This is a genomic window from Knoellia koreensis (genome assembly GCF_013041615.1).
GTDB classification, from domain to species: Bacteria; Actinomycetota; Actinomycetes; order Actinomycetales; family Dermatophilaceae; genus Pedococcus; species Pedococcus koreensis.
The window spans coordinates 1,295,250-1,317,524 of sequence record NZ_JABEPQ010000001.1 but is presented as its reverse complement, the minus strand read 5'-3'; the positions used below and the strand labels follow the sequence as shown (position 1 = coordinate 1,317,524).

At 70.5% G+C, this 22,275-nt stretch carries 25 protein-coding genes; 18 read left to right on the top strand and 7 right to left on the bottom strand.

All coding sequences use genetic code 11. The annotated features are described in order from the left end of the window. The first annotated feature begins 25 nt into the window (after window positions 1-25). The gene (locus HJG52_RS06450; RefSeq protein WP_171242641.1) at window positions 26-1,066 is read left to right on the top strand and encodes an NAD(P)-dependent alcohol dehydrogenase; all 1,041 of its coding nucleotides are present in this window, start codon (window positions 26-28) and stop codon (window positions 1,064-1,066) included. 126 nt (window positions 1,067-1,192) lie between these two features. Beyond that, window positions 1,193-1,882 (top strand): DUF3885 domain-containing protein, encoded by a 690-nt coding sequence (locus HJG52_RS06445; RefSeq protein ID WP_171242640.1) that lies wholly within the window; start codon window positions 1,193-1,195, stop codon window positions 1,880-1,882. A gap of 99 nt (window positions 1,883-1,981) precedes the next feature. Here HJG52_RS06445 and HJG52_RS06440 read toward each other — a convergent pair whose 3' ends face one another. Beyond that, window positions 1,982-2,122, bottom strand: a complete 141-nt coding sequence (locus tag HJG52_RS06440) for a YciI family protein (protein ID WP_171242639.1) — start codon at window positions 2,120-2,122, stop codon at window positions 1,982-1,984. A gap of 98 nt (window positions 2,123-2,220) precedes the next feature. Here HJG52_RS06440 and HJG52_RS06435 point away from each other — a divergent pair, with 98 nt between their 5' ends. Both HJG52_RS06435 and HJG52_RS06430 read left to right on the top strand, forming a co-directional pair. Then, window positions 2,221-2,436, top strand: coding sequence for a ribonuclease PH (locus HJG52_RS06435; RefSeq protein ID WP_171242638.1), 216 nt, complete (start codon window positions 2,221-2,223; stop codon window positions 2,434-2,436). Beyond that, window positions 2,433-2,915, top strand: a complete 483-nt coding sequence (locus HJG52_RS06430; protein ID WP_171242637.1) for a type II toxin-antitoxin system HicB family antitoxin — start codon at window positions 2,433-2,435, stop codon at window positions 2,913-2,915. The genes HJG52_RS06435 and HJG52_RS06430 overlap by 4 nt, the downstream gene beginning before the upstream one ends. A 13-nt stretch (window positions 2,916-2,928) precedes the next feature. Here the strand turns inward: HJG52_RS06430 and HJG52_RS21225 are convergent, their stop codons facing one another. Together HJG52_RS21225 and HJG52_RS06420 are read right to left on the bottom strand one after the other, a co-directional pair. After that, window positions 2,929-3,399 carry a DUF3515 family protein gene (locus tag HJG52_RS21225; protein WP_346767597.1) on the bottom strand — a complete coding sequence of 157 codons (471 nt, stop codon included), beginning with the start codon at window positions 3,397-3,399 and terminating at the stop codon, window positions 2,929-2,931. A 4-nt stretch (window positions 3,400-3,403) separates the two neighbouring features. Further along, window positions 3,404-3,637 (bottom strand): Lrp/AsnC ligand binding domain-containing protein, encoded by a 234-nt coding sequence (locus HJG52_RS06420; protein WP_171243124.1) that lies wholly within the window; start codon window positions 3,635-3,637, stop codon window positions 3,404-3,406. A 115-nt stretch (window positions 3,638-3,752) separates the two neighbouring features. Here HJG52_RS06420 and thiL point away from each other — a divergent pair, with 115 nt between their 5' ends. Next, window positions 3,753-4,727 (top strand): thiamine-phosphate kinase, encoded by a 975-nt coding sequence (gene thiL / locus HJG52_RS06415; protein WP_171242636.1) that lies wholly within the window; start codon window positions 3,753-3,755, stop codon window positions 4,725-4,727. A 127-nt stretch (window positions 4,728-4,854) separates the two neighbouring features. Here the strand turns inward: thiL and rpmB are convergent, their stop codons facing one another. Continuing rightward, window positions 4,855-5,049: a 50S ribosomal protein L28 gene (rpmB, locus tag HJG52_RS06410; RefSeq protein WP_055814433.1), complete on the bottom strand. Its 195-nt coding sequence runs from the start codon at window positions 5,047-5,049 to the stop codon at window positions 4,855-4,857. A gap of 179 nt (window positions 5,050-5,228) precedes the next feature. Between rpmB and HJG52_RS06405 the strand changes: the two genes are divergently transcribed. Together HJG52_RS06405 and HJG52_RS06400 are read left to right on the top strand one after the other, a co-directional pair. Next, window positions 5,229-6,920 carry a DAK2 domain-containing protein gene (locus HJG52_RS06405; protein WP_171242635.1) on the top strand — a complete coding sequence of 564 codons (1,692 nt, stop codon included), beginning with the start codon at window positions 5,229-5,231 and terminating at the stop codon, window positions 6,918-6,920. 2 nt (window positions 6,921-6,922) lie between these two features. Beyond that, window positions 6,923-9,121, top strand: a complete 2,199-nt coding sequence (locus tag HJG52_RS06400; protein WP_171242634.1) for a DEAD/DEAH box helicase — start codon at window positions 6,923-6,925, stop codon at window positions 9,119-9,121. Window positions 9,122-9,205: 84 nt separating this feature from the next. On the opposite strand, the gene HJG52_RS06395 is transcribed toward HJG52_RS06400, so the two are convergent. Beyond that, window positions 9,206-10,117, bottom strand: coding sequence for a LysR family transcriptional regulator (locus HJG52_RS06395; protein ID WP_171242633.1), 912 nt, complete (start codon window positions 10,115-10,117; stop codon window positions 9,206-9,208). Window positions 10,118-10,256: 139 nt separating this feature from the next. Here HJG52_RS06395 and HJG52_RS06390 point away from each other — a divergent pair, with 139 nt between their 5' ends. The 8 genes from HJG52_RS06390 (at window position 10,257) to rsmD (ending at window position 17,549) form a co-directional block, all read left to right on the top strand. Next, window positions 10,257-11,027 (top strand): 5-oxoprolinase subunit PxpA, encoded by a 771-nt coding sequence (locus HJG52_RS06390; RefSeq protein ID WP_171242632.1) that lies wholly within the window; start codon window positions 10,257-10,259, stop codon window positions 11,025-11,027. An 8-nt stretch (window positions 11,028-11,035) separates the two neighbouring features. Further along, window positions 11,036-12,457: a purine-cytosine permease family protein gene (locus tag HJG52_RS06385; RefSeq protein WP_171242631.1), complete on the top strand. Its 1,422-nt coding sequence runs from the start codon at window positions 11,036-11,038 to the stop codon at window positions 12,455-12,457. 117 nt (window positions 12,458-12,574) lie between these two features. After that, window positions 12,575-12,823, top strand: a complete 249-nt coding sequence (locus HJG52_RS06380) for an acetyl-CoA carboxylase (protein WP_171242630.1) — start codon at window positions 12,575-12,577, stop codon at window positions 12,821-12,823. Between the two features lie 5 nt (window positions 12,824-12,828). Next, a complete protein-coding gene (locus HJG52_RS06375; protein ID WP_171242629.1) occupies window positions 12,829-14,184 on the top strand; it encodes an acetyl-CoA carboxylase biotin carboxylase subunit in 1,356 nt (451 codons plus the stop codon). After that, complete coding sequence (locus tag HJG52_RS06370; protein ID WP_171242628.1) at window positions 14,184-15,062, top strand: 5-oxoprolinase subunit B family protein; 879 nt, start codon at window positions 14,184-14,186, stop codon at window positions 15,060-15,062. Before HJG52_RS06375 ends, HJG52_RS06370 begins: the two co-directional genes overlap by 1 nt. Then, window positions 15,049-16,062, top strand: a complete 1,014-nt coding sequence (locus HJG52_RS06365; protein WP_171242627.1) for a 5-oxoprolinase subunit C family protein — start codon at window positions 15,049-15,051, stop codon at window positions 16,060-16,062. The genes HJG52_RS06370 and HJG52_RS06365 overlap by 14 nt, the downstream gene beginning before the upstream one ends. Window positions 16,063-16,174: 112 nt before the next feature. Further along, complete coding sequence (locus tag HJG52_RS06360) at window positions 16,175-16,954, top strand: alpha/beta fold hydrolase (protein ID WP_171242626.1); 780 nt, start codon at window positions 16,175-16,177, stop codon at window positions 16,952-16,954. A 19-nt stretch (window positions 16,955-16,973) separates the two neighbouring features. Next, window positions 16,974-17,549, top strand: a complete 576-nt coding sequence (gene rsmD / locus HJG52_RS06355) for a 16S rRNA (guanine(966)-N(2))-methyltransferase RsmD (RefSeq protein WP_171242625.1) — start codon at window positions 16,974-16,976, stop codon at window positions 17,547-17,549. A 1-nt stretch (window position 17,550) separates the two neighbouring features. On the opposite strand, the gene HJG52_RS06350 is transcribed toward rsmD, so the two are convergent. Together HJG52_RS06350 and HJG52_RS06345 are read right to left on the bottom strand one after the other, a co-directional pair. Then, entirely contained in the window at window positions 17,551-18,330 is a 780-nt protein-coding gene (locus HJG52_RS06350; RefSeq protein WP_171242624.1) for a VOC family protein, read from the bottom strand. A 134-nt stretch (window positions 18,331-18,464) separates the two neighbouring features. After that, window positions 18,465-18,791, bottom strand: a complete 327-nt coding sequence (locus HJG52_RS06345; protein ID WP_171242623.1) for a Fe-S cluster assembly protein HesB — start codon at window positions 18,789-18,791, stop codon at window positions 18,465-18,467. A 146-nt stretch (window positions 18,792-18,937) separates the two neighbouring features. On the opposite strand from HJG52_RS06345, the gene HJG52_RS06340 reads away from it, so the two are divergent. The 3 genes from HJG52_RS06340 to HJG52_RS21550 all read left to right on the top strand — a co-directional run bounded on the left by HJG52_RS06340 (window position 18,938) and on the right by HJG52_RS21550 (window position 22,253). Then, window positions 18,938-19,486, top strand: a complete 549-nt coding sequence (locus tag HJG52_RS06340) for a hemerythrin domain-containing protein (RefSeq protein WP_171242622.1) — start codon at window positions 18,938-18,940, stop codon at window positions 19,484-19,486. A gap of 74 nt (window positions 19,487-19,560) precedes the next feature. Next, the gene (gene coaD, locus HJG52_RS06335; protein WP_171242621.1) at window positions 19,561-20,055 is read left to right on the top strand and encodes a pantetheine-phosphate adenylyltransferase; all 495 of its coding nucleotides are present in this window, start codon (window positions 19,561-19,563) and stop codon (window positions 20,053-20,055) included. Then, on the top strand, window positions 20,052-22,253 hold the full coding sequence (locus tag HJG52_RS21550; protein ID WP_171242620.1) for an acyltransferase family protein: 2,202 nt from the start codon (window positions 20,052-20,054) through the stop codon (window positions 22,251-22,253). Before coaD ends, HJG52_RS21550 begins: the two co-directional genes overlap by 4 nt. Window positions 22,254-22,275: the final 22 nt, after the last annotated feature.

Sequence of the window (22,275 nt, the reverse complement as noted above, 5' to 3'; positions counted from 1 at the left end):
GAACCCCAACAGGAAGCGAAATCCCATGCAGGTCAACGCTTATGCAGCACCGGCGGCTGGCGAGCCGCTGGCTCCCATCGTCATCGAGCGCCGCGAGGTCGGGCCGAACGACGTGCTCATCCAGATCGAGTGGGCGGGCATCTGCCACTCCGACATCCACACCGTGAACGGTGACTGGGGGCCGCAGCCGTTCCCGGTCGTGCCCGGCCACGAGATCGTCGGCAAGGTCGTCGAGGTCGGCAGCGACGTGAGCAGCCACCAAGTCGGTGACCGCGTCGGTGTCGGGTGCATGGTCAACTCGTGCGGCGAGTGCGCCAACTGCGTGAAGGGCGACGAGCAGTACTGCCTCAAGGGCATGGTCGGCACGTATGCCGCGACGGACCGTGACGGGACGACGACCCAGGGCGGGTATTCGACGCACGTCGTCGTCGACGCCGACTTCGTCCTGCGGGTTCCGGACGGCATTGACGCGGCGGCCGCGGCGCCCTTGCTGTGCGCGGGGATCACGACCTATGCGCCGCTGAAGAACTGGGGCGCCGGCCCCGGTAAGAAGGTCGCCATCGTCGGCCTCGGCGGACTCGGGCACATGGGAGTCAAGCTCGCCCACGCGCTCGGCGCGGAGGTCACCGTGCTGTCGCAGTCGCTCAAGAAGCAGGAGGACGGGCTGCGGCTTGGCGCCGACCACTACTACGCGACGTCGGACCCGGCGACGTTCGAGGAGCTTGCGGGTCAGTTCGACCTCATCGTCAACACGGTGAGCGCGCCGATCGACGTCGACGCCTACCTCGGCCTGCTCGCCGCGGGTGGCACGCTGGTCAACGTCGGTGCGCCGCCAGAGCCCTTGAGCCTCAACGTTTTCTCGCTCATCGGTGGCGGGAAGTCGTTTGCCGGTTCGATGATCGGCGGGATCGCGCAGACGCAGGAGATGCTCGACTTCTGCGCCGAGCACGGCATCGGCGCCGAGATCGAGGTCATCTCGGCCGACAAGGTGAACGAGGCTTACGAGCGGGTGCTCGCGTCGGATGTGCGGTACCGGTTCGTGATCGACGCCTCCACCCTGGCCTGACGGTCAGTCGTCCTGCACGACGGTCGCGCCCGGTGTCTCGGCACCGGGCGCGATCTCTATCTCGGTGCGATCCCACCGAGTGCAAAGGTGTGGCGGTCGTGGTCGTGCTGGGCTAACAATGCGTGCGTGGCGGAGAGAGAGGTGCGCACGTTGCTGGCCGACGCGACACGAGATATCGGCTTCGGTGTGAGGAATTCACTTCGTTGGCGCATTCTTCGACTTCGGGGTTTGGCGGGCGATTCTCAGCGGCCGGAACGAAGCGAGCGCGCTGCGCAAATGACCAAAGACTGGGACCGCGTCTGGGGTGGAGTGCCGCCGCGCGCCTGGCACGTCGGCAGAGGCCAGAGCGATCGCTGGGTGCGGTTTCACAGCCTGCCAGGTGGGAAGCGATATGCCGACACCTCGGCGGAGTATGCCGAGATACTCGCGAGGCACCGCACCCTCTTGGCCGCACTCCAAGGGGAGACGGGGTCCCGCAATCTCTTGGTGATTGCGGTGGACTTCGCGCATCGGGACTTGGCATCTGGGCGATCGAGGCGCGCCCTACCAACGGCCTGGCCGTGGCGGCGTTTCGAGGAGCCGGACGACCCCGATGCACCGGTGTACTGCTGGGTCAAGGAGGGTCTCACGAGCGAAGAACTCGATGCCGTCCTCATCTCCGCTGCCGATGACGTGGGACAGTTCGTGATCTGCGCTGAGAGCCTCGCCTGGTTGTACATCCCCTACGACGGCGGCGTCGATGTCGTCGCCAGTTCGCGAGAAGGGCGGTTGGAGCTCGAGTCGCGCTTTCGTGCCTGGCTACCCGGCGACTCCTGAACGGCTCGAAATGGAGGATGAGGCTGGCTATTCGGTGGGCTGCTCCTGGAAGGCGCGGACCTCGATCCGGCCACCAAGGGCCCTGGATGCCCTGGCAGCCTACTCGAGGGCGGTCGCCTCGTCGGCCACGTGGTTCACCCAGAAGCCGCCGAGGTACTCGGGCGCCTCGACGAACGGCCCCGGGGTGTTGCTCAGCGCGTCACCCGTGGTGTCGACGGTGATCGCGCTCGACGGCGGCATGGGGCCGCAGTAGACGGGGCGCGCGAGCCAAACGCATCGCTGTCGCCCGCGTCTAGTAGCCCTAGAGCATTGTCATCTATGGGGGATAGACTTACACTGTGAAGCGCGGTGATGTCATCAAGAAAATCAAGAAGGCGGCCAAGGCCGCCAGCCTTGAATTCGAGCAGTACGAGCTGACGCGGCACACGGGCATTCGGGTTGGAGGCACCAGCACCACTATCAGCAGGTCGTCGTCGGACATGCCGGACGTCTTCGCAGAGACGATCTTCAAACAGCTGGAGTCCGAGTTGGGGAAAGGATGGTGGCGGTCATGAGCCGACCGACGTACCGCGTCGACGCGCTCAAGCGCGAGGGTTGGTGGTTGCTCACCTCACCCGATGCGCCCGGAGCCGTGTCCCAGGTCCGCACGCTCGGACAGGCGGACGAGCATGCGCGGGAGGCGATTGCCTTCGTCCTGGGCTTGGCCGAAGACTCCTTCGACCTGACCGTCGTCCCCGAGCTGCCCAAGGCTCTCCAAGCGAAGGTGTCGAAGGCAAAGCAAGGGATCCGCGACCTTGAGGCGCTGCAGCGCGAGGCGGGGGCCATGTCCCGCGAGGCCGTGCAGGAACTCGCCGCCGCTGGATTCAAGGGTCGCGAGATCGCGGTGGTCCTCGGGGTGAGTCCACAACGGGTCTCCCAACTTGCCAAGAGCAGTGGCGGACCCCAGCAAAGAGTCACGGCGAGGGCCACGCCACGCAGTCGGGCGGCCTCGATGCCGGCGGCGACCAAGAACGGAGCCGCGAGGAGGAAGTAGCTCCGAAGACTGCCTAGGAGCAGCGGCGGCCGGTGTCGGGTAACGCCTTGGCAGCGTCGGCGAACGCGGGCAGCAGCAACGGTTCCGGCGCATACGCCTTGGGCACCAACACCACGATCGCCGGGTCCCTGCCGTACGTCGTGAACTTCGCCCCGTCCGACAACGGCTGCACCACCCAGTAGACCCCGTCGACATCGATGCACTCGTCCGACGTGGGCCCCAACGCCGGCCACCCACACGAGGCGATCACCGCCGGATCCCCCCACGCCGCCGTCCGCTCCGACCGCGGGTCGGTCGCCACCGCCTTCTCCCCAGCCACCTCCGATGGCCACCGGACCGAAGAGCACCCCGACCCGGCATACGACGGCACGGTGACCTCGACCCCCCGGTCGGACCACGCGGAATACAAGACGACGCCGGCCGTCCCCATCAAGAGGAGGCCGGCGACGCTGGCGACGAGGTCGCGCCGACTGACGGCGCGCACGTCCTCAGACGTGGACGACGGTGCAGGTGAGCGTCCGGGTGATGCCCTGCACGTCCTGGATCTTGGCGATGACGAGCTTGCCCAGCTCGTCGACGGTGTTGGCCTCGACGCGGGCGATCACGTCGTAGGGCCCGGTGACGTCCTCGGCCTGGACCACACCGGCGATCCCGGCGATGGTCTCGGCGACGGTCGCCGCCTTGCCGACTTCGGTCTGGATCAGGATGTAGGCCTGGACCACCACGTGACACCTCAGCTCTCGGGATAGCGACCGCGGCACTCACCGCGGCCACGCCAGACGCTACCGTGCCCGTGTCCCGCCCGTCTCCCCGGTCCAGTCACGAGGAGGTCAAGTCATGGTCACAGACCCCCGCACTCTCGCGGACGTCTCCGAGGGTGCCCTCCTCGCCGAGATCTTTCCCCTGCTCCAGGGCGGGCCGCGTATGCCGGTGGGTCCCGGCGACGACGCCGCCGTCCTCGCGACGGGGCCGGCGTCGGTCGTGACGACCGACTCGATGGTGCGCGGGCTCGACTGGCTCGACGAGTGGTCGACGCCCGCCGACGTCGCGACCAAGCTGCTCACCCAGAACCTCGCCGACGTCGCCGCCATGGGTGCCACCCCGACGGCGGTGCTGGTGTCGCTGATGGCGGACCCGCAGGTGCCGGTGGAGTGGGTGCTGGAGTTCGCGCGGGGACTGGGGGAGTCGGCGCGCCTGTCCGGGCCGCAGGGTGTGGCGGTCGCGGGCGGTGACCTGTCGTCGGCGCCGCCGGGGGTGCTGGTGCTGTCGATGACGGCGTTCGGTGACCTGGACGGACGGGAACCGGTGCTGCGCAGCGGCGCCCGTCCGGGCGACGTGGTCACGGTCTACGGCACGCTCGGGCGGTCCGGGGCCGGACTCGCCATGCTCCTCGCGGGAGCCGACCCGGGGAGCCAGCCACCCGGCATACGCGCCGAATGCATTGCGCACCACCTGCGGCCGGTCGCGCCAATCCCGGAAGGCGCCCACGCGGCCGACGCGGGCGCGACCTCGATGATCGACATCAGCGACGGGCTGCTGCGCGACGGGCACCGCATCGCCGCGGCGAGCGGCGTGCGGTTGGCGCTCACGACCGAGGGGCTGGAGCCGCACGTCCGGTCGATCGCTGGGGCGGTCGGGGACGACGCACTCGAGCAGGTGCTCACCGGGGGCGAGGAGCACTCGCTGCTGGCGACGTTCGCGGGTGAGCCGCCGCGCGGGTGGTGGCCGATCGGTCGCGTCGAGGAAGGGGACGGCGTCACCCTCGACGGCGAACCGCAGCAGCCCCGCGGCTGGGACCACTTCTCCGGCTGACCCCGCCGCTGGTTCGAGGTAAAAACGCCGGGGATCACCGGCGTTTTTACCTCGAACCGGGAGGCCGGGGCACCAAAAAGCCGGCCCCGAACGCGGGACCGGCTTGTCGGTGCGGAAGGTCAGCGGGTCAGCGCTTGACCTTGCCGGCCTTGAGGCACGAGGTGCAGACGTTGAGCCGCTTCGGGGTCACGCCCGCGTCGCCCACCAGCGCCTTGACGCGCTGGATGTTCGGGTTCCAGCGACGCTTGGTGCGGCGGTGCGAGTGCGAGATGTTGTGACCGAAGCTCGGTCCCTTGCCGCAGACGTCGCAGTTGGCAGCCACGGGTGTTCTCCTGATTTCGCGGGTTAACAAGTCGAAGGCCCCGGCCCTCACGGCTCACGGCATGCAGCAGCGACACGAGAGTTACGGGAACCGGTCAAGAATAGCCGAGCACCGCCCGAACGACCAAAACGGCACCGGACCTCCCCACCGGCGACCGCCACGCAGACTAGCCTGCCACCGTGCTCGAAGCCCTCAACGCCGTGGACGCGCGGCGCTGGGCCGTGCTCACCCGCACCGCGTTCGCCGCCCGCCGGGCCGAGATCGACGCGCTCAACGTCTACCCCGTGCCCGACGGCGACACCGGCACCAACCTCTACCTCACCCTCGACGCCGCGCTTGATGCGGTGCGCGTCGAGCACGAGCGCGACGGGCTGCTCGACAGCGCCACGCTCGAGCAGGAGTGCACCGGCCTGGCCCGCGCCATGCTGCTCACCGCGCGCGGCAACTCCGGGGTGATCCTCAGCCAGCTCGTGCGCGGGTTTGCCGAGGCGATCGCCGAGGCCGGGGTCGACGAGGCGGATGCGCACGTCATGGCCGACGGGTTGCGCCGCGCCAGCGACCGGGCCCGGCAGAGCGTCACCCGGCCGGTCGAGGGCACGATCCTCACCGTCGCGCAGGCGGCGGCCGATGCGGGCGGGTATGCCGCGGAGCGCGGCCTCGTGGCCGTGGCCGAAGCTGCGCTCGACGCGGCATCGGAGGCGCTCGCCGCGACGACGTCACAGCTGGAGGCGCTCGAGCGAGCCGGGGTGGTCGACGCGGGGGCTGCCGGGTACGTGCTGATGCTCGAGGCCCTGGCGCGAGTCGTCCACCAGGACGCCGCGCACGTGGGGATGCGGATGGAGCCGTTCGCCGACGACCCGTCGCTACGGCGGCGCGAGGAGTGGAGTCCGGTCGGTCGCGCGGTCGACCCGATGGGTGCCCACGGTGGCGGTCCCACGGGCGAGGCAGACCTGACGCCCGACGGACCGGCATACGAGGTCATGTATCTCCTGCGCGACAGCGACGAGGAGCGGGCGGCGCAGCTGCGGGCCACCCTCGACGAGCTCGGCGACTCGCTGCTCGTGGTCGGCGGGCCCGACCTGTGGAACGTCCACGTGCACGTCGACGACGTCGGGGCCGCGATCGAGGCGGGGCTGGAGGCCGGGCGCCCCTACCGCGTACGGGTTACGCATTTCGCGGAACAGGTTGCGGCACACCGGCGTCCGGCGACTGCGGTCGCTGTGGTGGCGTGCGCTGCCGGGCCCGGGCTGGCTGGCGTCTTCGAGGAGGCTGGGGCGGTCGTGGTGTCCAGCGGACCCGGCCGCCGGGCGTCGGCGGGGCAGATGCTCGACGCCGTGCGGGCCTCGCACGCGGCGTCGGTGATCTTGCTGCCCAACGACCGCGACACCGAAATGGCGGCCCAGGCGGCGGCCACGGCCGCGGCGCAGGAGGACATCGACGTGCACCTCGTGCGCTCGCGGACGGCGGTGCAGGGGCTGGCGGCGATGGCGGTGTTCGATGCGTCGGCGACGGCGGCCCGCAACGCGACCGAGATGAGCCATGCGTCGGCGGCGACGCGGCACGGCGCCGTGGCGGTGGCGAGCAAGGAGGCGCTGACGAGTGCCGGCCGGTGCGCGCCGGGGGACGTGCTGGGTGCGGTCGCCGGCGACGTCGTGGTCGTGGGGTCCGACCTGGCGACGGTCGCCGGTGAGGTGCTGACGCGGCTGCTCGCCGGGGGCGGCGAGCTCGTGACCCTCGTTGCAGGAGAAGGAGCTCCGACCGGCCTGGGCGAGACGGTGTGGGAGTCGGTGCGCCGCGACCACCGCGACGTCGACGTGACGGTCATCGACGGCGGGCAGCCGCACTACCCCCTGCTGGTGGGAGTCGAGTAGGCGTGGTCACCGAGGACACCAGGCTGAAGTCCGTCGTCTCCAAGGCGGGCGAGAAGCTCGAGAAGGCGCGCGGGCTGAGGACGGTCGGCGACCTGCTGCGGTACTGGCCACGGCGGTACACGTCGTTCGACGCCAACCTCGGCGAGCTGCACGAGGGGCAGTACGCCGTGGTGGTCGCCGACGTGAAACAGGCGGTTACCAAGGAGATTCGCCGCAGGAACCTCCCGGCGCACAAGGCCAAGAGCACGATGCTGACCGTCACCATCACCGACGGCACCCGTGACATGGAGGTCACCTTCTTCAAGCACTGGGGGCACATCGACCGGCTCGTGCCGGGAGCGCGTGGCATCTTCGCCGGGCAGGTGGGGAAGTACGGCCGCAAGTGGCAGCTGACCCACCCCGACTACCAGATCCTGCCGCCGGACTCCGACGGGCTGGATGCGCGACGCAAGCTGCTGCCGATCTACCTGCAGACCAAGGGCGTCCAGAACTGGACTGTCGTCGACAGCCTCAACCTCGTCTTCGACCAGCTCGACGAGGTGCGCGACGTCGTGCCGCCCGAGGTGGCGCGCGCGCGACGGCTCCCCTCGCGCCTGGCCGCCCTGCGCGGCATACATCAGCCGCAGCGCTGGGCCGACGTGGAAGCCGCGCGCGAACGTCTCCGCTACGAGGAGGCGTTCATCCTCCAGACCGCACTCGCGCAGCGGCGGCACCGGCAGTCGCTCGAGAAGACGCAGGGGCGTATGCCGCGTGAGGGTGGGTTGCTCGCGGCGTTCGACGAGCGGCTGCCCTTCGAGCTGACGACGGGGCAGGTCGAGGTGGGGGAGACGCTCGCCCGCGAGATGGCGCGCGACACCCCGATGCACCGGCTGCTCCAGGGCGAGGTCGGTTCGGGCAAGACGGTGATCGCGCTGCGCGCGATGCTGGCGGCGGTCGACGCGGGCGGCCAGGCTGCGTTGCTCGCCCCCACGGAAGTCCTTGCGGCACAGCACTATCGGTCGATCACGGCCATGCTGGGCGACCTGGCCGAGGGCGGTCTGCTCGGCGGGTCGGACATCGGCACGCGAGTGGCGTTGCTGACCGGCTCGCAGTCGACGGCTTCGCGCAAGCAGGCACTGCTCGACGCAGCGTCCGGCGACGCCGGCATCGTCATCGGCACGCACGCGCTCATCCAGGACAACGTGCAGTTCTTCGACCTCGCCCTGGTGGTGGTCGACGAGCAGCACCGGTTTGGTGTCGAGCAGCGAGATGCGTTGCGCGAGAAGGGGAAGCAGCCACCGCACGTCCTCGTCATGACCGCGACGCCGATCCCGCGCACGGTGGCGATGACGGTATTCGGCGACATGGAGACCTCGACGCTGCGCGAGCTGCCCCGGGGGCGCTCGCCGATTGCCACCCATGTCGTGCCCAGCGACAAACCGCACTGGATGGACCGCACCTGGCAACGCGTCGCCGAGGAGGTGCGCGCCGGCCGCCAGGCCTACGTGGTGTGCCCGCGCATCGGCGGCGACGAGAAGGCCGGCGCCGACGAGGAGCCGTTCCTGCCGCCCGAGGTCGACGAGGACGGCAACCCGGTCGAGGCGCCGCGCGAGATGGCGAGCGTGTATGCCGTCGAGGAGCAGCTGCGCGAGACGCCGGCACTGGCGGGCCTGCGGATCGAGGTGCTGCACGGGCGGATGGCGCCTGAGGACAAGGACGCCGTCATGGCCCGGTTCACTCGGGGCGAGGTCGACGTCCTCGTGTCGACGACGGTCATCGAGGTCGGTGTCGACGTGCCGAACGCGACCGTGATGGTCGTGATGGACGCCGACCGGTTCGGGGTGTCCCAGCTGCACCAGCTGCGTGGACGCGTCGGCCGTGGCCAGTACCCAGGGCTGTGCCTGCTCGTCACCGGCTCCGACGCCGAACCCGCTGTGACCCGGCTCAACGCGGTCGCCGGCACCAACGACGGGTTCGAGCTCGCGCGGGTCGACCTCGAGCAGCGGCGAGAGGGTGACGTGCTCGGTGCGCGGCAGTCCGGTGGCCGCAACCAGCTCGAGTGGCTGCGGGTACTCAATGACGAGAAGGTGATCGACGCCGCGCGCGAGGACGCCGTCGCGCTCGTGGCCGACGACCCCGAGCTGACGCAGCACCCAGAGCTGGCCGCCGCCGTCGCCGAACGGCTCGACGAGGAGCAGGCAGCGTTCCTCGAGCGCGGCTGACCCACCCAGCCGCGCGGCATACCTGCCACGTCTGCGAACTTGCCCCGCTGGTGGGCAGAAGCGCAGACGCAAGCACGCGCCGGGTCAGGTGCCCGGGGCGGGGAGCTGCGGCATGAGGAGCGTGCTGGAGAAGTAGTCGTGCAGCACCGCCATGGTGGGGGTGAGGGGCGTGCCGCGGCGCCAGGCGAGCCCCACGCTCATGTCGGGCACGGGGTCCGCGAGCACCGAGGTCTCGATCCGTCGGCCCTCCAGCGACCACGGTCGGTAGACCATGTCCGACAGGATGGTGATCGCGTTGCCGTTGGCGACCAGGCTGCGGCAGGCCTCGATCGAGGAGGTTCGCACGAACACCTGCGGCTGGAGCGGGCCCCAGTAGGCCTGGGTGGTGCGCGCGGCCTCGTCGACGGTGAGCATGGCGTAGGGGTGCTCGGCGACGTCCGCCAGGCGCAGTCCTTCCCGGCCGGCGAGGGGGTGCGTCGGCGCCATCCAGAGCCGGCGCCGGGAGTGGACAAACGTCTCTCGTTCGATTCGGTCATCGGTCACGTTGGACGTGAGGATGAGGCCGAAATCCAGTGAGCCGTCAAGGATCTGGCGTTCGATCGCGGTTCGGCTGAGCTCGCGCCAGTGGATGCGCAGGCTGGGGTAGCGGGTCGACAGCTGGTGGACGTGGTGGGGAAGGAAGTAGGAGAAGACGGTGTAGCTCACCCCGATGCGCAGCTCGCCCTCGACGGCGTCGTCGCCCGCCGTGGTGGTCTCGGCGTCGCCCACCATCTCGAGGATCTGGCGGGCCTTGGGCAGGAGTGCGCGCCCCGTGGGGGTGAGGGAGACGCCGTACGCCTGGCGTTCGAAGACGGTGTGGCCCAGCTGGCGCTCGATGCCCTGAACGGCCGTCGTCACCGCTGACTGCGAGACATAGAGCTCGCGCGCGGCGGCGCTGATCTGGCCGGCCTCGGCGACGGCGACGAAGTAGCGCAGCTGACGCAGGGAGAAGCCCATGGCCCCCACCCTAGGCTCAGGTATCGGGAAAATCGATAATGTCGAATCGAATACGCGTTCTTCCCAATACCTCCGGGTCGGCCTAGCGTCTCGGGACACCGCAGCAGCCGCTCGCGGGAGACCGGCCAAGGAGGGCCCGATGCGCACCGCCGTCGACGTCAACTGCGACATGAGCGAGGGCTTCGGGTCCTGGACGTTCGGTGACGACATCGACTCCCGGATCATGCCCTTGGTCAGCTCGATCAACGTCGCCTGCGGGTTCCACGCGGGCGACCCGACCACCATCACCCGCACTCTCGCCCGCGCTGTCGAGCTCGGCGTCGGAGTCGGGGTGCACCCCGGTTTCCGCGACCTGGTCGGCTTCGGCCGCAGGCACATCGACTCGTCGGCGGCCGAGCTCGTCGCCGATGCGGTCTACCAGCTCGGTGCCGTCCGCGAGCTCGCGGTGCTGCACGGCGTCGAGCTCCAGCACTTCAAGCTCCACGGTGCGCTCTACATGCACGCCGCGCGCGACGACGAGTTCGCCACCGCGCTCGTCGAGGCGCTGCGCGTCGTCGCGCCGTCGCTGCCGGTGCTCGTCATGGCGGGCACGGCCATCCACCGGGCCTGCCTCGACGTGGGGCAACCGGTGGTGCGTGAGTTCTACGCCGATCGTCACTACGGCGCGGACGGTCACATCGTCTTCACCCGTGACGTGGGAGCCCTGGACGCTGAAGCCGTTGCGGCCAAAGTGATCCAGGCCTGCCAGGACGGCACTGTCGAGACCGTCGACGGGCAGACCATCCCCATCGAGTTCGACTCGATCTGCATCCACAGCGACACCCATGGCGCCTACGAGCTCATGTCGAGCGCGCGCGCCGCACTGGACGAGGCCGGCATCACCGTCCGGTCCTTCGCCACCCACTCCTAGGAGCCCCCATGCCCAGCGCACCCCAGCAACGTCTCGACGTCGACGACGTCGCCTCCCACGAGGGCGTCGACGCCGCCACCCACGCGATCCCCGACTCGGCCCGATCCGGCCGGCTGTCCCTCACGATGGCCTGGTGGGGCGTGTGCAGTGCCCTGTTCTACATCTTCCTCGCGGCCACGCTCGCCACGGCGTACGGGACGGTCAACACGGTCATCGCGATGGTCCTCACCGTCATCACGTATGGGCTCGTCAACGGGCTGCTCGCCCGCTACGCCGTCGGCACCGGGCTCTCGGTCGCGCTCTTCTCGCGTGTCCTCTTCGGCCGGGTAGGCGCCCTGCTCGCCACCGCGATCTTCTCGCTGACCGCCATCTACTACGCCATCTTCGAGGGTTCGGTCATCGCCGTCGCCGCGAGCAAGGTCGTCGGCGGACTCGACTACGGCACCGCCTGCATCATCGTCGTCGCCTACTCCGTGCTGCTCGTCTTCGGTTCGGTACAACGCTTCCTCGACAAGCTCAACGGGGTCCTGCTGCCGCTCTACCTGCTCGGTCTCGTCGCGGCCGTCGTCGCGACCGTGGTGAAGTACGGCTACAGCAACGCCTGGCTCACCTTCGAGCCGGCAGGTGGGGCGTCGAGCACCGGCTGGCTCCAGGCCTACGTCGCCTACATGGGTGTCTGGGTGCTGATGATGTTCACCTTCGACTACGCCCGGTTCGGCGCGCGCAAGGACGTCGACTACCACGCGCGCATCAACTTCGGAGTCCCGTTCTACGTCGTCACGTTCCTGGTCAACGGGCTCGTCGGGATCTTCCTCATCACGTCCGGCGAGGTCGCCGAGGTCTCCGAGACAGGGGTCGTCGACCAGCTGCTGACCGTGCTGGGTGGCTGGGTCGCACTCGCGTTCATCTGGGCCACGCAGACCCGCATCAACAGCGCCAACTACTACCTCGCCACCGTCAACATGCAGGCGTTCTTCCAGCGACTCGGCCTCAGCCTGGCCAAGGGGGTGTGGGCGGTCGTCGTCGGCGTCGTCGTCCTCGTGCTGATGCGGGCCACCGACGTCTTCAGCTACATCCTCAACGCCCTGAACTACCAAGGGATCTTCGTCACCGGCTGGGTCGCGATCGCGGTCACGCACATCCTCTCGCCGGCCTACCGCCGCCTCTTCGGTGACCGGGTCGTCTACCGCGCGGAGGACGTGCCCGGCCTCAACCCGGCCGGCCTCGCGGCGTGGATCGCCGGCGCGGGACTCGGCCTGCTCATGGTGCTCACCGGAGTGGGCGCCACGTGGGCGCCCGTCGTCACGGTGGTCGTCTCGGCCGGACTGTATGCCGCGTTGCTGCGGTTTGGGCGTCGCTCCTGGTTCGAGCGGGTCGCCGTCGACGACCAGCGGCTCGCCGACCGACCGGAGGAGCCCGCCCCCGCATGAGGCCCTCGACCGACGCCACAGCCAGCACCAGAGTCCTTCCCGGCGGGGGCCGCGACCAGCACGATGAACCGACCAGCAGGACCGGCACCGAGGTCCGCACAGTCAGGAGGAACAGTCATGAGTGAGATCCACGAGGTCACCGCCCCCATCCCCGGCACCTTCTACACCCGGGAGTCGCCCGCGTCGGACCCCTATGTATCCGTGGGGGACACCATCGCCGCGGGCGACACCGTCGGCCTCATCGAGGTGATGAAGATGTTCAACCCGGTGACGACCGAGGTCGGTGGCACGGTCGTCGAGGTCGTCGTCGAGGCCGAGGACGCCGTCGACGTCGGTGACGTCCTCGTGCGGATCGAGGCGGGCTGATCGGCATGGGTGGAATCTCTCGACTGTTCGTCGTGAGCCGCGGTGAGATCGCGGTCCGGACCATCCGCGCGGCGCAGGAGATGGGCATCACGGCCATCGCGGCATACAGCGACGCGGACGAGGACTCGCTCGCGGTCCGCCTCGCCGACGAGTCGGTCAACGTCGGTGGCGCGCATGCGAAGAAGAGCTATCTCAACGCCGACGCCCTGCTCGCGGCAGCGGCGCAGGTGGACGCGGACGCGGTGCACCCGGGCTACGGCTTCCTCAGCGAGAACGCCGCGTTCGCGCGGCGCGTGGCCGACGCCGGGCTGGTCTGGATCGGCCCGGACGCCGACACGATCGAGAAGATGGGTGACAAGGCCCGAGCGATCGAGACGGCCAAGGCTGCGGGCGTGCCGGTTGTGCCCGGCAGCGACGGACTCGTGGCCGACGCCGACGCGGGTGTGGCGGCTGCCGAGACCATCGGCTACCCCGTCCTCATCAAGGCGTCCGCCGGAGGCGGCGGACGCGGCATACGCATCGCTCGTGACCCTGAGGAGCTGCGCTCGGGAATTGTCGCGGCGCAACAGGAAGCGGAGGCCGCCTTCGGTGACGGCGGGGTCTATCTCGAGCGCTTCATCGCGAGGGCCCGCCACATCGAGGTGCAGGTGCTGGGCGACGGCGTCGACGCGATCCACCTCTTCGAGCGCGACTGCTCACTGCAACGACGACGACAGAAGATCTGGGAGGAGGCGCCGGCTGCGGTGCTGGATCCCGCTGTGCGAGAAGCGATCTGCGCCTCAGCAGTCGATCTTGCCCGGTCGGTCGGCTACCGCGGTGCCGGCACGGTGGAGTACCTCTACGACGCCGACACCCACGAGTTCTTCTTCATCGAGATGAACACGCGGATCCAGGTCGAGCACCCGATCACCGAGGAGATCTGCGGTGTCGACCTCATCGCCGCCATGATCCGGGTCTGCCGGGGCGAGTCGCTGCCCTGGCGGCAGGAGGACATCCGGCCTCGCGGGCACGCGATCGAGGTGCGGATCAACGCCGAGGACCCCGCCCGCGGCTTCCTGCCGGCGCCGGGCGAGATCACCACCCTCACCTGGCCGCTCGGGCCGGGGGTGCGGGTCGACTCGATGGCCTACGCCGGCTACGGCATCCCGCCGTTCTACGACTCGCTCATCGGCAAGCTCATCGTGTGGGGTGAGGACCGCGAGCGGGCACTGGCCCGGCTTCGGCGCGCGCTGCACGAGATCGAGATCGACGCGCCCGCAACGACGCTGCCGTTCTTCGGGACGCTGCTGGAGCAGGACGCGATCGTCGCCAATGACGTCCACACCACGTGGATCGAGGAATGGATGGAGGGGCAGGACTGATGCCCAGTCGATACACCCTTGGCGGGGACGAGCACCTGTTCGTCGAGGTGTCCGAGTCGATGTCGCTGGACGCGTTCTTCACCAGCATCCTCGTCACCAAGGAGCTCGCCGACCGGGCGATCCCGGGGGTGACGGAGATCTGTCCGGCCAACGCGTCCTACCAGGTGCGGTTCGACCCGGACGTCATCAGCGTCGCCGACCTGCGCGCCGAGCTCGAGGAGATCGAGGCGGGCATCGGTGACCATGACGCGACCCTGGAGACACGCGTCATCGAGTTCCCCGTGTACTACGGCGACCCGTGGACGCACGAGACCCTGATGCGATTCCGAGACCGCCACCAGGACCCGGACTCGACGGACCTCGAGTTCGCGGCGCGGGCCAACGGCTACGCCGACGTCGAGCAGTTCATCGAGGCACACTCCGCCACACCGTGGTTCGTGTCGATGGTCGGCTTCGTGGCAGGGCTGCCTTTCATGTACCAGATGGTCGAGCGCAGCAAGCAGATCCAGGTGCCGAAGTACCTGCGTCCGCGCACGGACACACCACGGCTCACGGTCGGCTACGGCGGCTGCTTCAGCTGCATCTACTCGGTGCGGGGCGCCGGTGGCTACCAGATGTTCGGCATCACGCCGGTGCCGATCTACGACCCGGAGCAGCAGCCCGCGCACCTGCGCGACTTCATGATCTTCTTCAAGCCGGGCGACATCGTGAAGTTCCGGCCCGTCGACCGCGCCGAGTACGACGCGATCGTCGAGGCCGTGGACCGGAACGAGTACCAGCTGCCGACGGCGCCGGTCACGTTCTCCCTCAAGGAGTTCGAGGCCGACCCCGCGGCATACCCGACGACCATCCTGGAGGCACTCGATGGCACCCGCTGACCCGACCCGCCAGGGCGGCACCACGATCGAGGTGGTCAAGCCCGGGCTCGTGACGACCGTGCAGGACCAGGGACGCCAGGGCTTCTACCACCTCGGCATCCCGCCGGCCGGCGCGATGGACCAGTTGTCGTTCCGCGCGGCAAACCTGTTGCTGGGCAACGAGGAAACGGCCGCCGTCCTCGAATGCGCCCTCATGGGTCCAGAGCTGCGGTTCAGCGCGCCGACGCGCGTCGCAGTCACCGGTGCCGCGATGACGCCCACCGTCGACGGCGAGCCGCGGTCGGGGAACACGGTGATCGAGGTCGGTGCCGGGCAGACGCTGGGCTTCGGGTTCGCGACGGCCGGGGCGCGCGCCTACGTCGCGGTCGAGGGAGGCATCGACGTGCCCGAGGTGCTCGGCAGTCGTTCGACCTACGGCCTCGGCGGTCTCGGCGGGCACGAGGGCCGGGCGCTCAAGGCGGGTGACGTGCTGCGCACCGGATCCTCGGTCGGCGCGGGCGGGGTGGCTGACGTCGGGCGTGAGCTGCCGGAGTCGCTGCGCATGCCGCTCGGCAAGGAGCGGGAGCTGCGGATGATCCCGGGTCTGTACGACTACCGCGTGGTGCCGGAGTCGTTGAAGCGGTTCCTGACGGAGACCTGGACCGTGGGGTCTGAGGCCGACCGGGTGGGGTATCGGCTCAAGGGGGGCACGCCCTTGGAGTTCGTCGACCGGGAGCCGCCGTTCGGTGCCGGCGACGACCCGTCCAACATCACCGATGCGTGCTACCCGATCGGCTCGATCCAGGTCCCCTCGGGCAAGGAGCCGATCATCCTGCACCGCGACGCCGTCTCTGGCGGCGGGTACATGATGGTCGGGACGGTCATCAGCGCCGACATGGACGTCATCGGCCAGCTGCCGCCGAACACCAAGGTCACCTTCACCGAGGTCACCCTGGACGAGGCCCTGCAGGCGCGGGCCGACCGGGCCGCCCACCTGGAGCGGCTGCGCACCGCTTGGTGACCACGCGGCATACCTCCTCGCTAGCCCGGGGCGGGACGTCTGCGTGAACGGTTGCCATAGCCGCCAGAAACGCAGACGCAAGCAAGGGGCGGGGGGCGCTAGCGTTCGCGGCATGGTGCTCGCTCATGACGTCGAGGGCTCGGGCCCGCCCGTGCTGCTGCTGCACTCCGGTGCCACCGACCGCCGGATGTGGGAGCCGCTGCTGCCCGCCCTTGGCCACGCCTTCACCGTCGTACGGCCAGATCTGCGCGGCTGGGGTGACAGCGCCCTGCCGGGCGGCCCCTACGCCGACGCCGACGACCTCGACGAGCTGCTCGCGCACCTCGGCATCGACCACGTCCGTGTCGTCGGCTCGTCGATGGGTGGCCGCGTGGCGATGGAGCTCGCGACCAGGCACCCCGGGCGGGTCGAGGAGCTGGTACTCCTCTGCGCGGCATACCGCGGGCTCGACGTCGACGACCCGGAGCAGGAGGCGTTCGGCACCAAGGAGGATGAGCTCCTCGAGGCGGGCGACGTCGACGGGGCGGTCGAGCTCAACGTCGAGCAGCTGCTCGGCCCCGACGCCGATCACGACGCCCGCGAGCGGCTGCGGTTGATGCAGCGTCGGGCGTTCGAAGTCCAGCTGGCCGCCGACGAGCTCGACCCGCCGCCGCAGCCCGAACGCGTCGAGGTCGACCCGGCTGCCATCGCCGTGCCGACCCTCGTCGTCAGCGGCGGGCACGACTTCGCGCACTTCACCGCGGTCGCCGACCACCTGGCCGCGCAGATCCCCGGCGCCGAGCGGCTCCAACTCGACTGGGCCGGCCACCTGCCGGCGATGGAGCGTCCCGACGCGGTCCTCGCCCTCCTGCTCGACACCCTGCGCGACGACCCCGACGTCCACCGGCCCTGAGGCGCGCTAGGTTGCCGCCGTGACGCGGATCATCAGTGGGCGCGCAGGCGGTCGGCCGCTCGCGACACCGTCGGGGCAGGGGACGCGCCCGACGAGCGACCGGGTGCGCGAGGCGCTGTTCTCCCGGCTCGAGCACCTCGACGTGCTCGTGGGCGCACACGTGCTCGACCTCTATGCCGGGTCGGGCGCCTTGGGGTTGGAGGCCGCCAGCCGGGGTGCGGCGAACGTGCTGCTCGTCGAGGCCGACCGGGGCGCCGCGAAGGTGACCAAGCAGAACGCGGCCGCACTCGGCATACCCGGCATCACGGTGCGCCAGGCCCAGGTGGCCCGCGTCCTCGCCAGTCCGCCCACCCAGCCGTACACGCTCGTCTTCAGCGACCCGCCCTACGAGCTGTCCGAGGACGCGCTCGCCACCGACCTCCAGCTGCTCGACGAGCACGGCTGGCTCACGCCCGATGCGCTCGTCGTCGTCGAGCGGTCGGCGCGCACGCCACAGCCGCGCTGGCCCGCCGACTGGGAGCTCGAGGGGGAGCGGCGCTACGGCGAGACGGCGGTCTGGTTCGCCGGGCCGTTGCACCCGGACGGCGTCGCCTGAGTCACGCGGATCCCGTTGGCATCACACAGAACTCGGTGCCATCAGGGTCGAGCATGACGGCCCACCCGTCGGCGCAGGGCGTCACTCCCGAGTCCGGTCCGGCCAGCGTGGCGCCGAGGGCGGTCAGTCGCTCCACCTCGGTGTCGAGGTCGCTGTCGGCGCTGGTCGCGAGGTCGAAGTGCAGGCGGTTGGGCCGGACCTGCGGGTCGAGCGGCGGCCCACCCCAGTTGATCTTGGTGCCGCCACGCGGCGACTGGATCGCGGTCTCCTCGTCCTGGTCCCAGACCAGCGGCCAGTCGAGCGCCGCGCTCCAGAACCGTCCGACCGCCTCCGACCCGTCGCACGCCAGCGCGCCGGTGAACCCCGTCTCCTTCAGGAAGGTCCCACGCCCCGCCGGCAGCACATCCACCTCGTTGCCCTCGGGATCGGCGAGGACCGTGTGCCCCTCCTCGGGCGTCTGACCGACGTCGATGTGCTTGGCGCCCAAGCGAATTGCGCGCGCCACACTCTCGGCCTGCTCGTCCGGATAGCCGCTCGTGAGGTCGAAGTGCATCCGGTTGGCCGTCACCTTGGGCCGGTCGCTGGGCACGAGACGCAGCCGGTATGCCGGCCTGTCGCCTCCGTCGGGCGCGGTGTCGCCGTAGGTGGCGTCCCCGACCTCCAGGGCGAGCCCGTCACCCGCGTCGTCGACCGGGCGCCAGCCCAGCAGCTCGGCCCAGAACCGCGCCTGCGCGGCAGGGTCGAGGGCGCGGAAGGTGATCGCGTGCAGCTCCGTTGCCATGCTCTCGACCGTAGGAGCGGTGCCGGTGGCGAGCAACGGAGTTTCCGCCGCCCACACGCAAAACCCCCGTTGCGCGGCATACCTCGGGTTGGTAACCCGGCGGAAACCGCGCAACGAGGGTTGTGCGAAACGGGTCAGGCGGTGGGGGAGCCGTTCTGGGCACCCAGGTCGCCCGCGCCGCCCGCCGGTGCGATCGCGAACTGGACGCTGCCCTGCTCGTCGACGCTGGCGTCGAGCACCTGGTCGGCGAGGGCCACGGCTGCGGTCTCGTCGAGGTAGACCTTCGCGCCGTCCTGCTCGACGAGCGCGTCGCCGGGCTGGCCCGACTCGGCGGTGGTGACGGTGAGGCCGCCGGACTCGGCGCCCTCCTGGCTGAAGCGGAGCCCTGAGTCGTCGCCCGGGAGGTTCTGGTCGACGAGGGTCTTGACGATCGTGCTGGCGTTGTCGGTGAGGGTGAGCACGGTGCTCTTCCTTCCCATGGAGGTCAGTGCCATTCCACCGTCACAAACGCCGGCGAAGGACACAAACCGGGTGTCCGCTGCGTGGGACGGGCAGCGAGGGCCACCCACGGCGTGCTGGGAAAGGGCAGGTCAGCCATCATGGGCGCATGACGACATACGAGATTCCGCGCCCGACCGAAGGCGACGTCGTGGACCTCATCCTCGACGACCACCGGCTGTTCGAGACCCTGCTGCGCGACCTGCGCGACTCCACCGCCGACCGCGAGGCCGCCCGCGCCGCGCTGTCGGCCGTCCTCATCGCCCATGGTGAGGCCGAGGAGGAGAAGGTCTACACCCAGCTGCGCCGCAAGGACGCCATCACCGAGCACGAGGCCGAGCACGGCGAGGAGGAGCACGCCGAGGGCAACGAGGCCCTGCTCGCCCTCCTGGAGTGCAAGGGCACCGACACCCAGAAGTTCGACGACGCCGTCGAGGAGCTCGCCACCGCCCTCAACCACCACATCGGCGAGGAGGAGCAGACGATCCTCAACCCGGCCCGCACCGACGTGTCCGAAGACGTCCGCCTGAAGCTGGGCAAGGAGTGGGCCAAGCGACGCAGCGAGCTGCTCGACGAAGACTGCGGCGACATCGAGAACGTCCGCCGCATCGTCAAGAAGGCCGAGCGCGAGGGCCTGCTCGACGACGACGAGGACTGACCCACCGAGTTGAGTGCCTGAGACCGACCCATGGGTAGGTCTCAGGCACTCAACTCGCTGCTAGCGTGCCTGCCGTGAGCGCCAACCCCCGCCGCGCCGTCTGCCCCGGCTCCTTCGACCCGATCACGCTCGGGCACCTGGACGTGGTCCGGCGGGCGGCCGCGCTCTACGACGAGGTCGTCGTGGCGGTGCTGCACAACCCCGCGAAGCAGGGCGTGTTCACACCCGAGGAGCGTCGCGACCTCGTCCTCGACACCTGCTCGGGGGTCGACGGCGTGCGCGCCGAGGTGTTCGCCAACCGTCTGCTCGTCGACGTCGCCCGCGACCTGGACGCCGGCGTGATCCTCAAGGGGCTGCGCAGCGGCAACGACTACGCCTACGAGCTGCCGATGGCGATGATGAACCGGCACCTGTCTGGCGTGGAGACCGTGTTCCTGCCGGCGGCGCCGGAGTTCGAGCACGTCTCGAGCTCGCTGGTCAAGGAGGTCGTGCGCTACGGCGGCGACGTCAGCGGCCTCGTCTCGGACCGCGTGCGCGACGCGCTGACGGAGCGCCTCCGCCCCCAGTGACGCCCGCAGCCACCCCAGCGGCGACCTCGACCAAGGGCGCGAAAACCTCACGGGCACAACGCTTTCGGCCCGACATCGAGGGCCTGCGAGCTGTTGCGGTGCTCCTTGTCCTGATCTACCACGCGGGCCTGCCCCTGCCGAACGGCTACTTCGGCGTGGACGTCTTCTTCGTGATCTCCGGCTTTCTCATCACGGGTCTGCTCGTCCGCGAGCTCACCACCACGGGCACCATCTCGTGGACCCGGTTCGTCGGCCGGCGCATTCGGCGCCTGCTGCCCGCGGCCGTGCTCGTCCTGGCCGTGACGGCGGCGGTCGGCTGGTTCGTCGTGCCCGGCCTGCGTCGCCGTGAGCTCGGTGGTGACATCGCCGCGGCGGCCCTCTACGTCGTCAACTGGAGGTTCGCCGCCAAGGACGTCGACCCACCCACCCTCGAGGTGCGCCAGTCGGCGGTGCAGCACTTCTGGAGCCTCGCGGTCGAGGAGCAGTTCTACGTCGTGTGGCCGCTGGCGCTCATCGCACTCGCCCTGGTCCTGCGCCGCCTCGGTCGCCGCCCCACGGTCGGCTGGGTCGCGGCGGTCCTCGCCGTGGTCGCCATCCCGTCGTTCGCGTATGCCGTGTGGCTGGCCCCGCTGGAGCCGTCGCGCGCCTACGTGGTCACCACGACCCGCGCCTGGGAGCTCGGCCTCGGGTGCGCCCTGGCGTTGTGGTGCGCTGTGGGACAAGGCAACTGGGGGAGTGGGCGCGTTGCGACGCTCACCCGTGCCGGCGTCGGCTGGGCGGGGCTCGCTGCCGTCGTCGCCAGCGCCCTGTGGCTGCCGAAGACCGGTGGGTACCCCGGGCCGCTCACCCTCGTCCCGACGGTCGGTGCCGCCGCCGTGATCTGGTCAGGCACCACCGGTGACCGCTGGGGACCGGTCCGGCTGCTCGGCACCGCGCCGATGGTGTGGATCGGCGGCCTGTCCTACTCCCTCTACCTCTGGCACTGGCCGGCCGTGATCCTCACCGAGTGGTGGCACCGCGGCCTGACCGGCCCGGAGAAGGTCGCGGTCGTCGTCGCCTCGGTGGTGCCGGCGTGGGCGTCCCACCGCTTCGTCGAGGCACCGATCCACCACAGCCGCGCCCTGGCCCGGCGGGCGCGACCGGTGCTGGCGCTCGGGCTGGGCCTGTCGCTGGCGGGAGTGGCGGTCGCCGCGCCGCTGCTGCTCGTGCCCTCGGCATTCCGCACCGCACCCGCGTCCGCCGCACGCCCGCCCGTCACCGAGCTCGGGGCCGCCACCCTCGGCACCCCTGCGCCCGGGCAACAGGGGGCCGGAACAGGAGCAGGTGACCCTGCGGCATACGACGTCGACGCCTGGGACTGGGTCGCCCCCGACCCGCAGCTCGCGGGCCGCGACCGCACCGACGCGGAGACGACACGCTGCCTCGCGAGCCCTGCCACCGTGCGGGCCAAGCGCTGCGACTTCGGCGACCCGACCGGGTCCGTAACGGTCGCCCTTGTCGGCGACTCGACGACGCTGCAGTGGCTGCCGGCGCTCCAGGAGCTTGCGGCACAGCGCGGCTGGCGGGTCGAGACCTACGCCAAGTCCGGGTGCGAGCTCGCCGCCGGCCGGGCGCAGCGGCGGGGCCTGGCCTACCCGCAGTGCGACCGCTGGAACGACGCCGTGATGGCGCGGCTGCGCGCCGAACCACCAGACCTCGTCGTCACCTCCGGCCACGCCACCACCGCGTGGGACGGGCGCCGACCGACGACCGCAGCCATGACCGCCGGGTGGGCGCAGCGCTGGCGCGAGCTGGCGGCGGCCGGCATACCCGTCGCGGTGCTGGGGGACAGCCCCGCCTCGCCCGGCGACGTCGATGTCTGCGCCGCCCGCAACGCCACCTCCCTGCGCCGCTGCGCCTTCGACCGCGACGCCGCGGTCACCGCCACCGCCCTGCCCCAGCAGCGTGAGGCCGTCGCTGCGGCCGCGACACCAGCAGTGCGGCTCGTCGACCTCACCGACTGGATCTGCCCGGGGGAGCGGTGCCCCCTGGTGGTCGGCAACGTCGCGGTCCACCGGCCCGCCGACCACCTCACCGCCACCTACGTCCGCACGCTCGCGCCCGTGCTCGGCCGCGCCCTCGACGAGCAGCTCACCGACCCAGCCGCCGACCCCGCCACCGGCCAGGTCGCGGGCCCGGGTGGTGCCGGGGCAGACTGACGGCAGCACGCGGCATACCTGC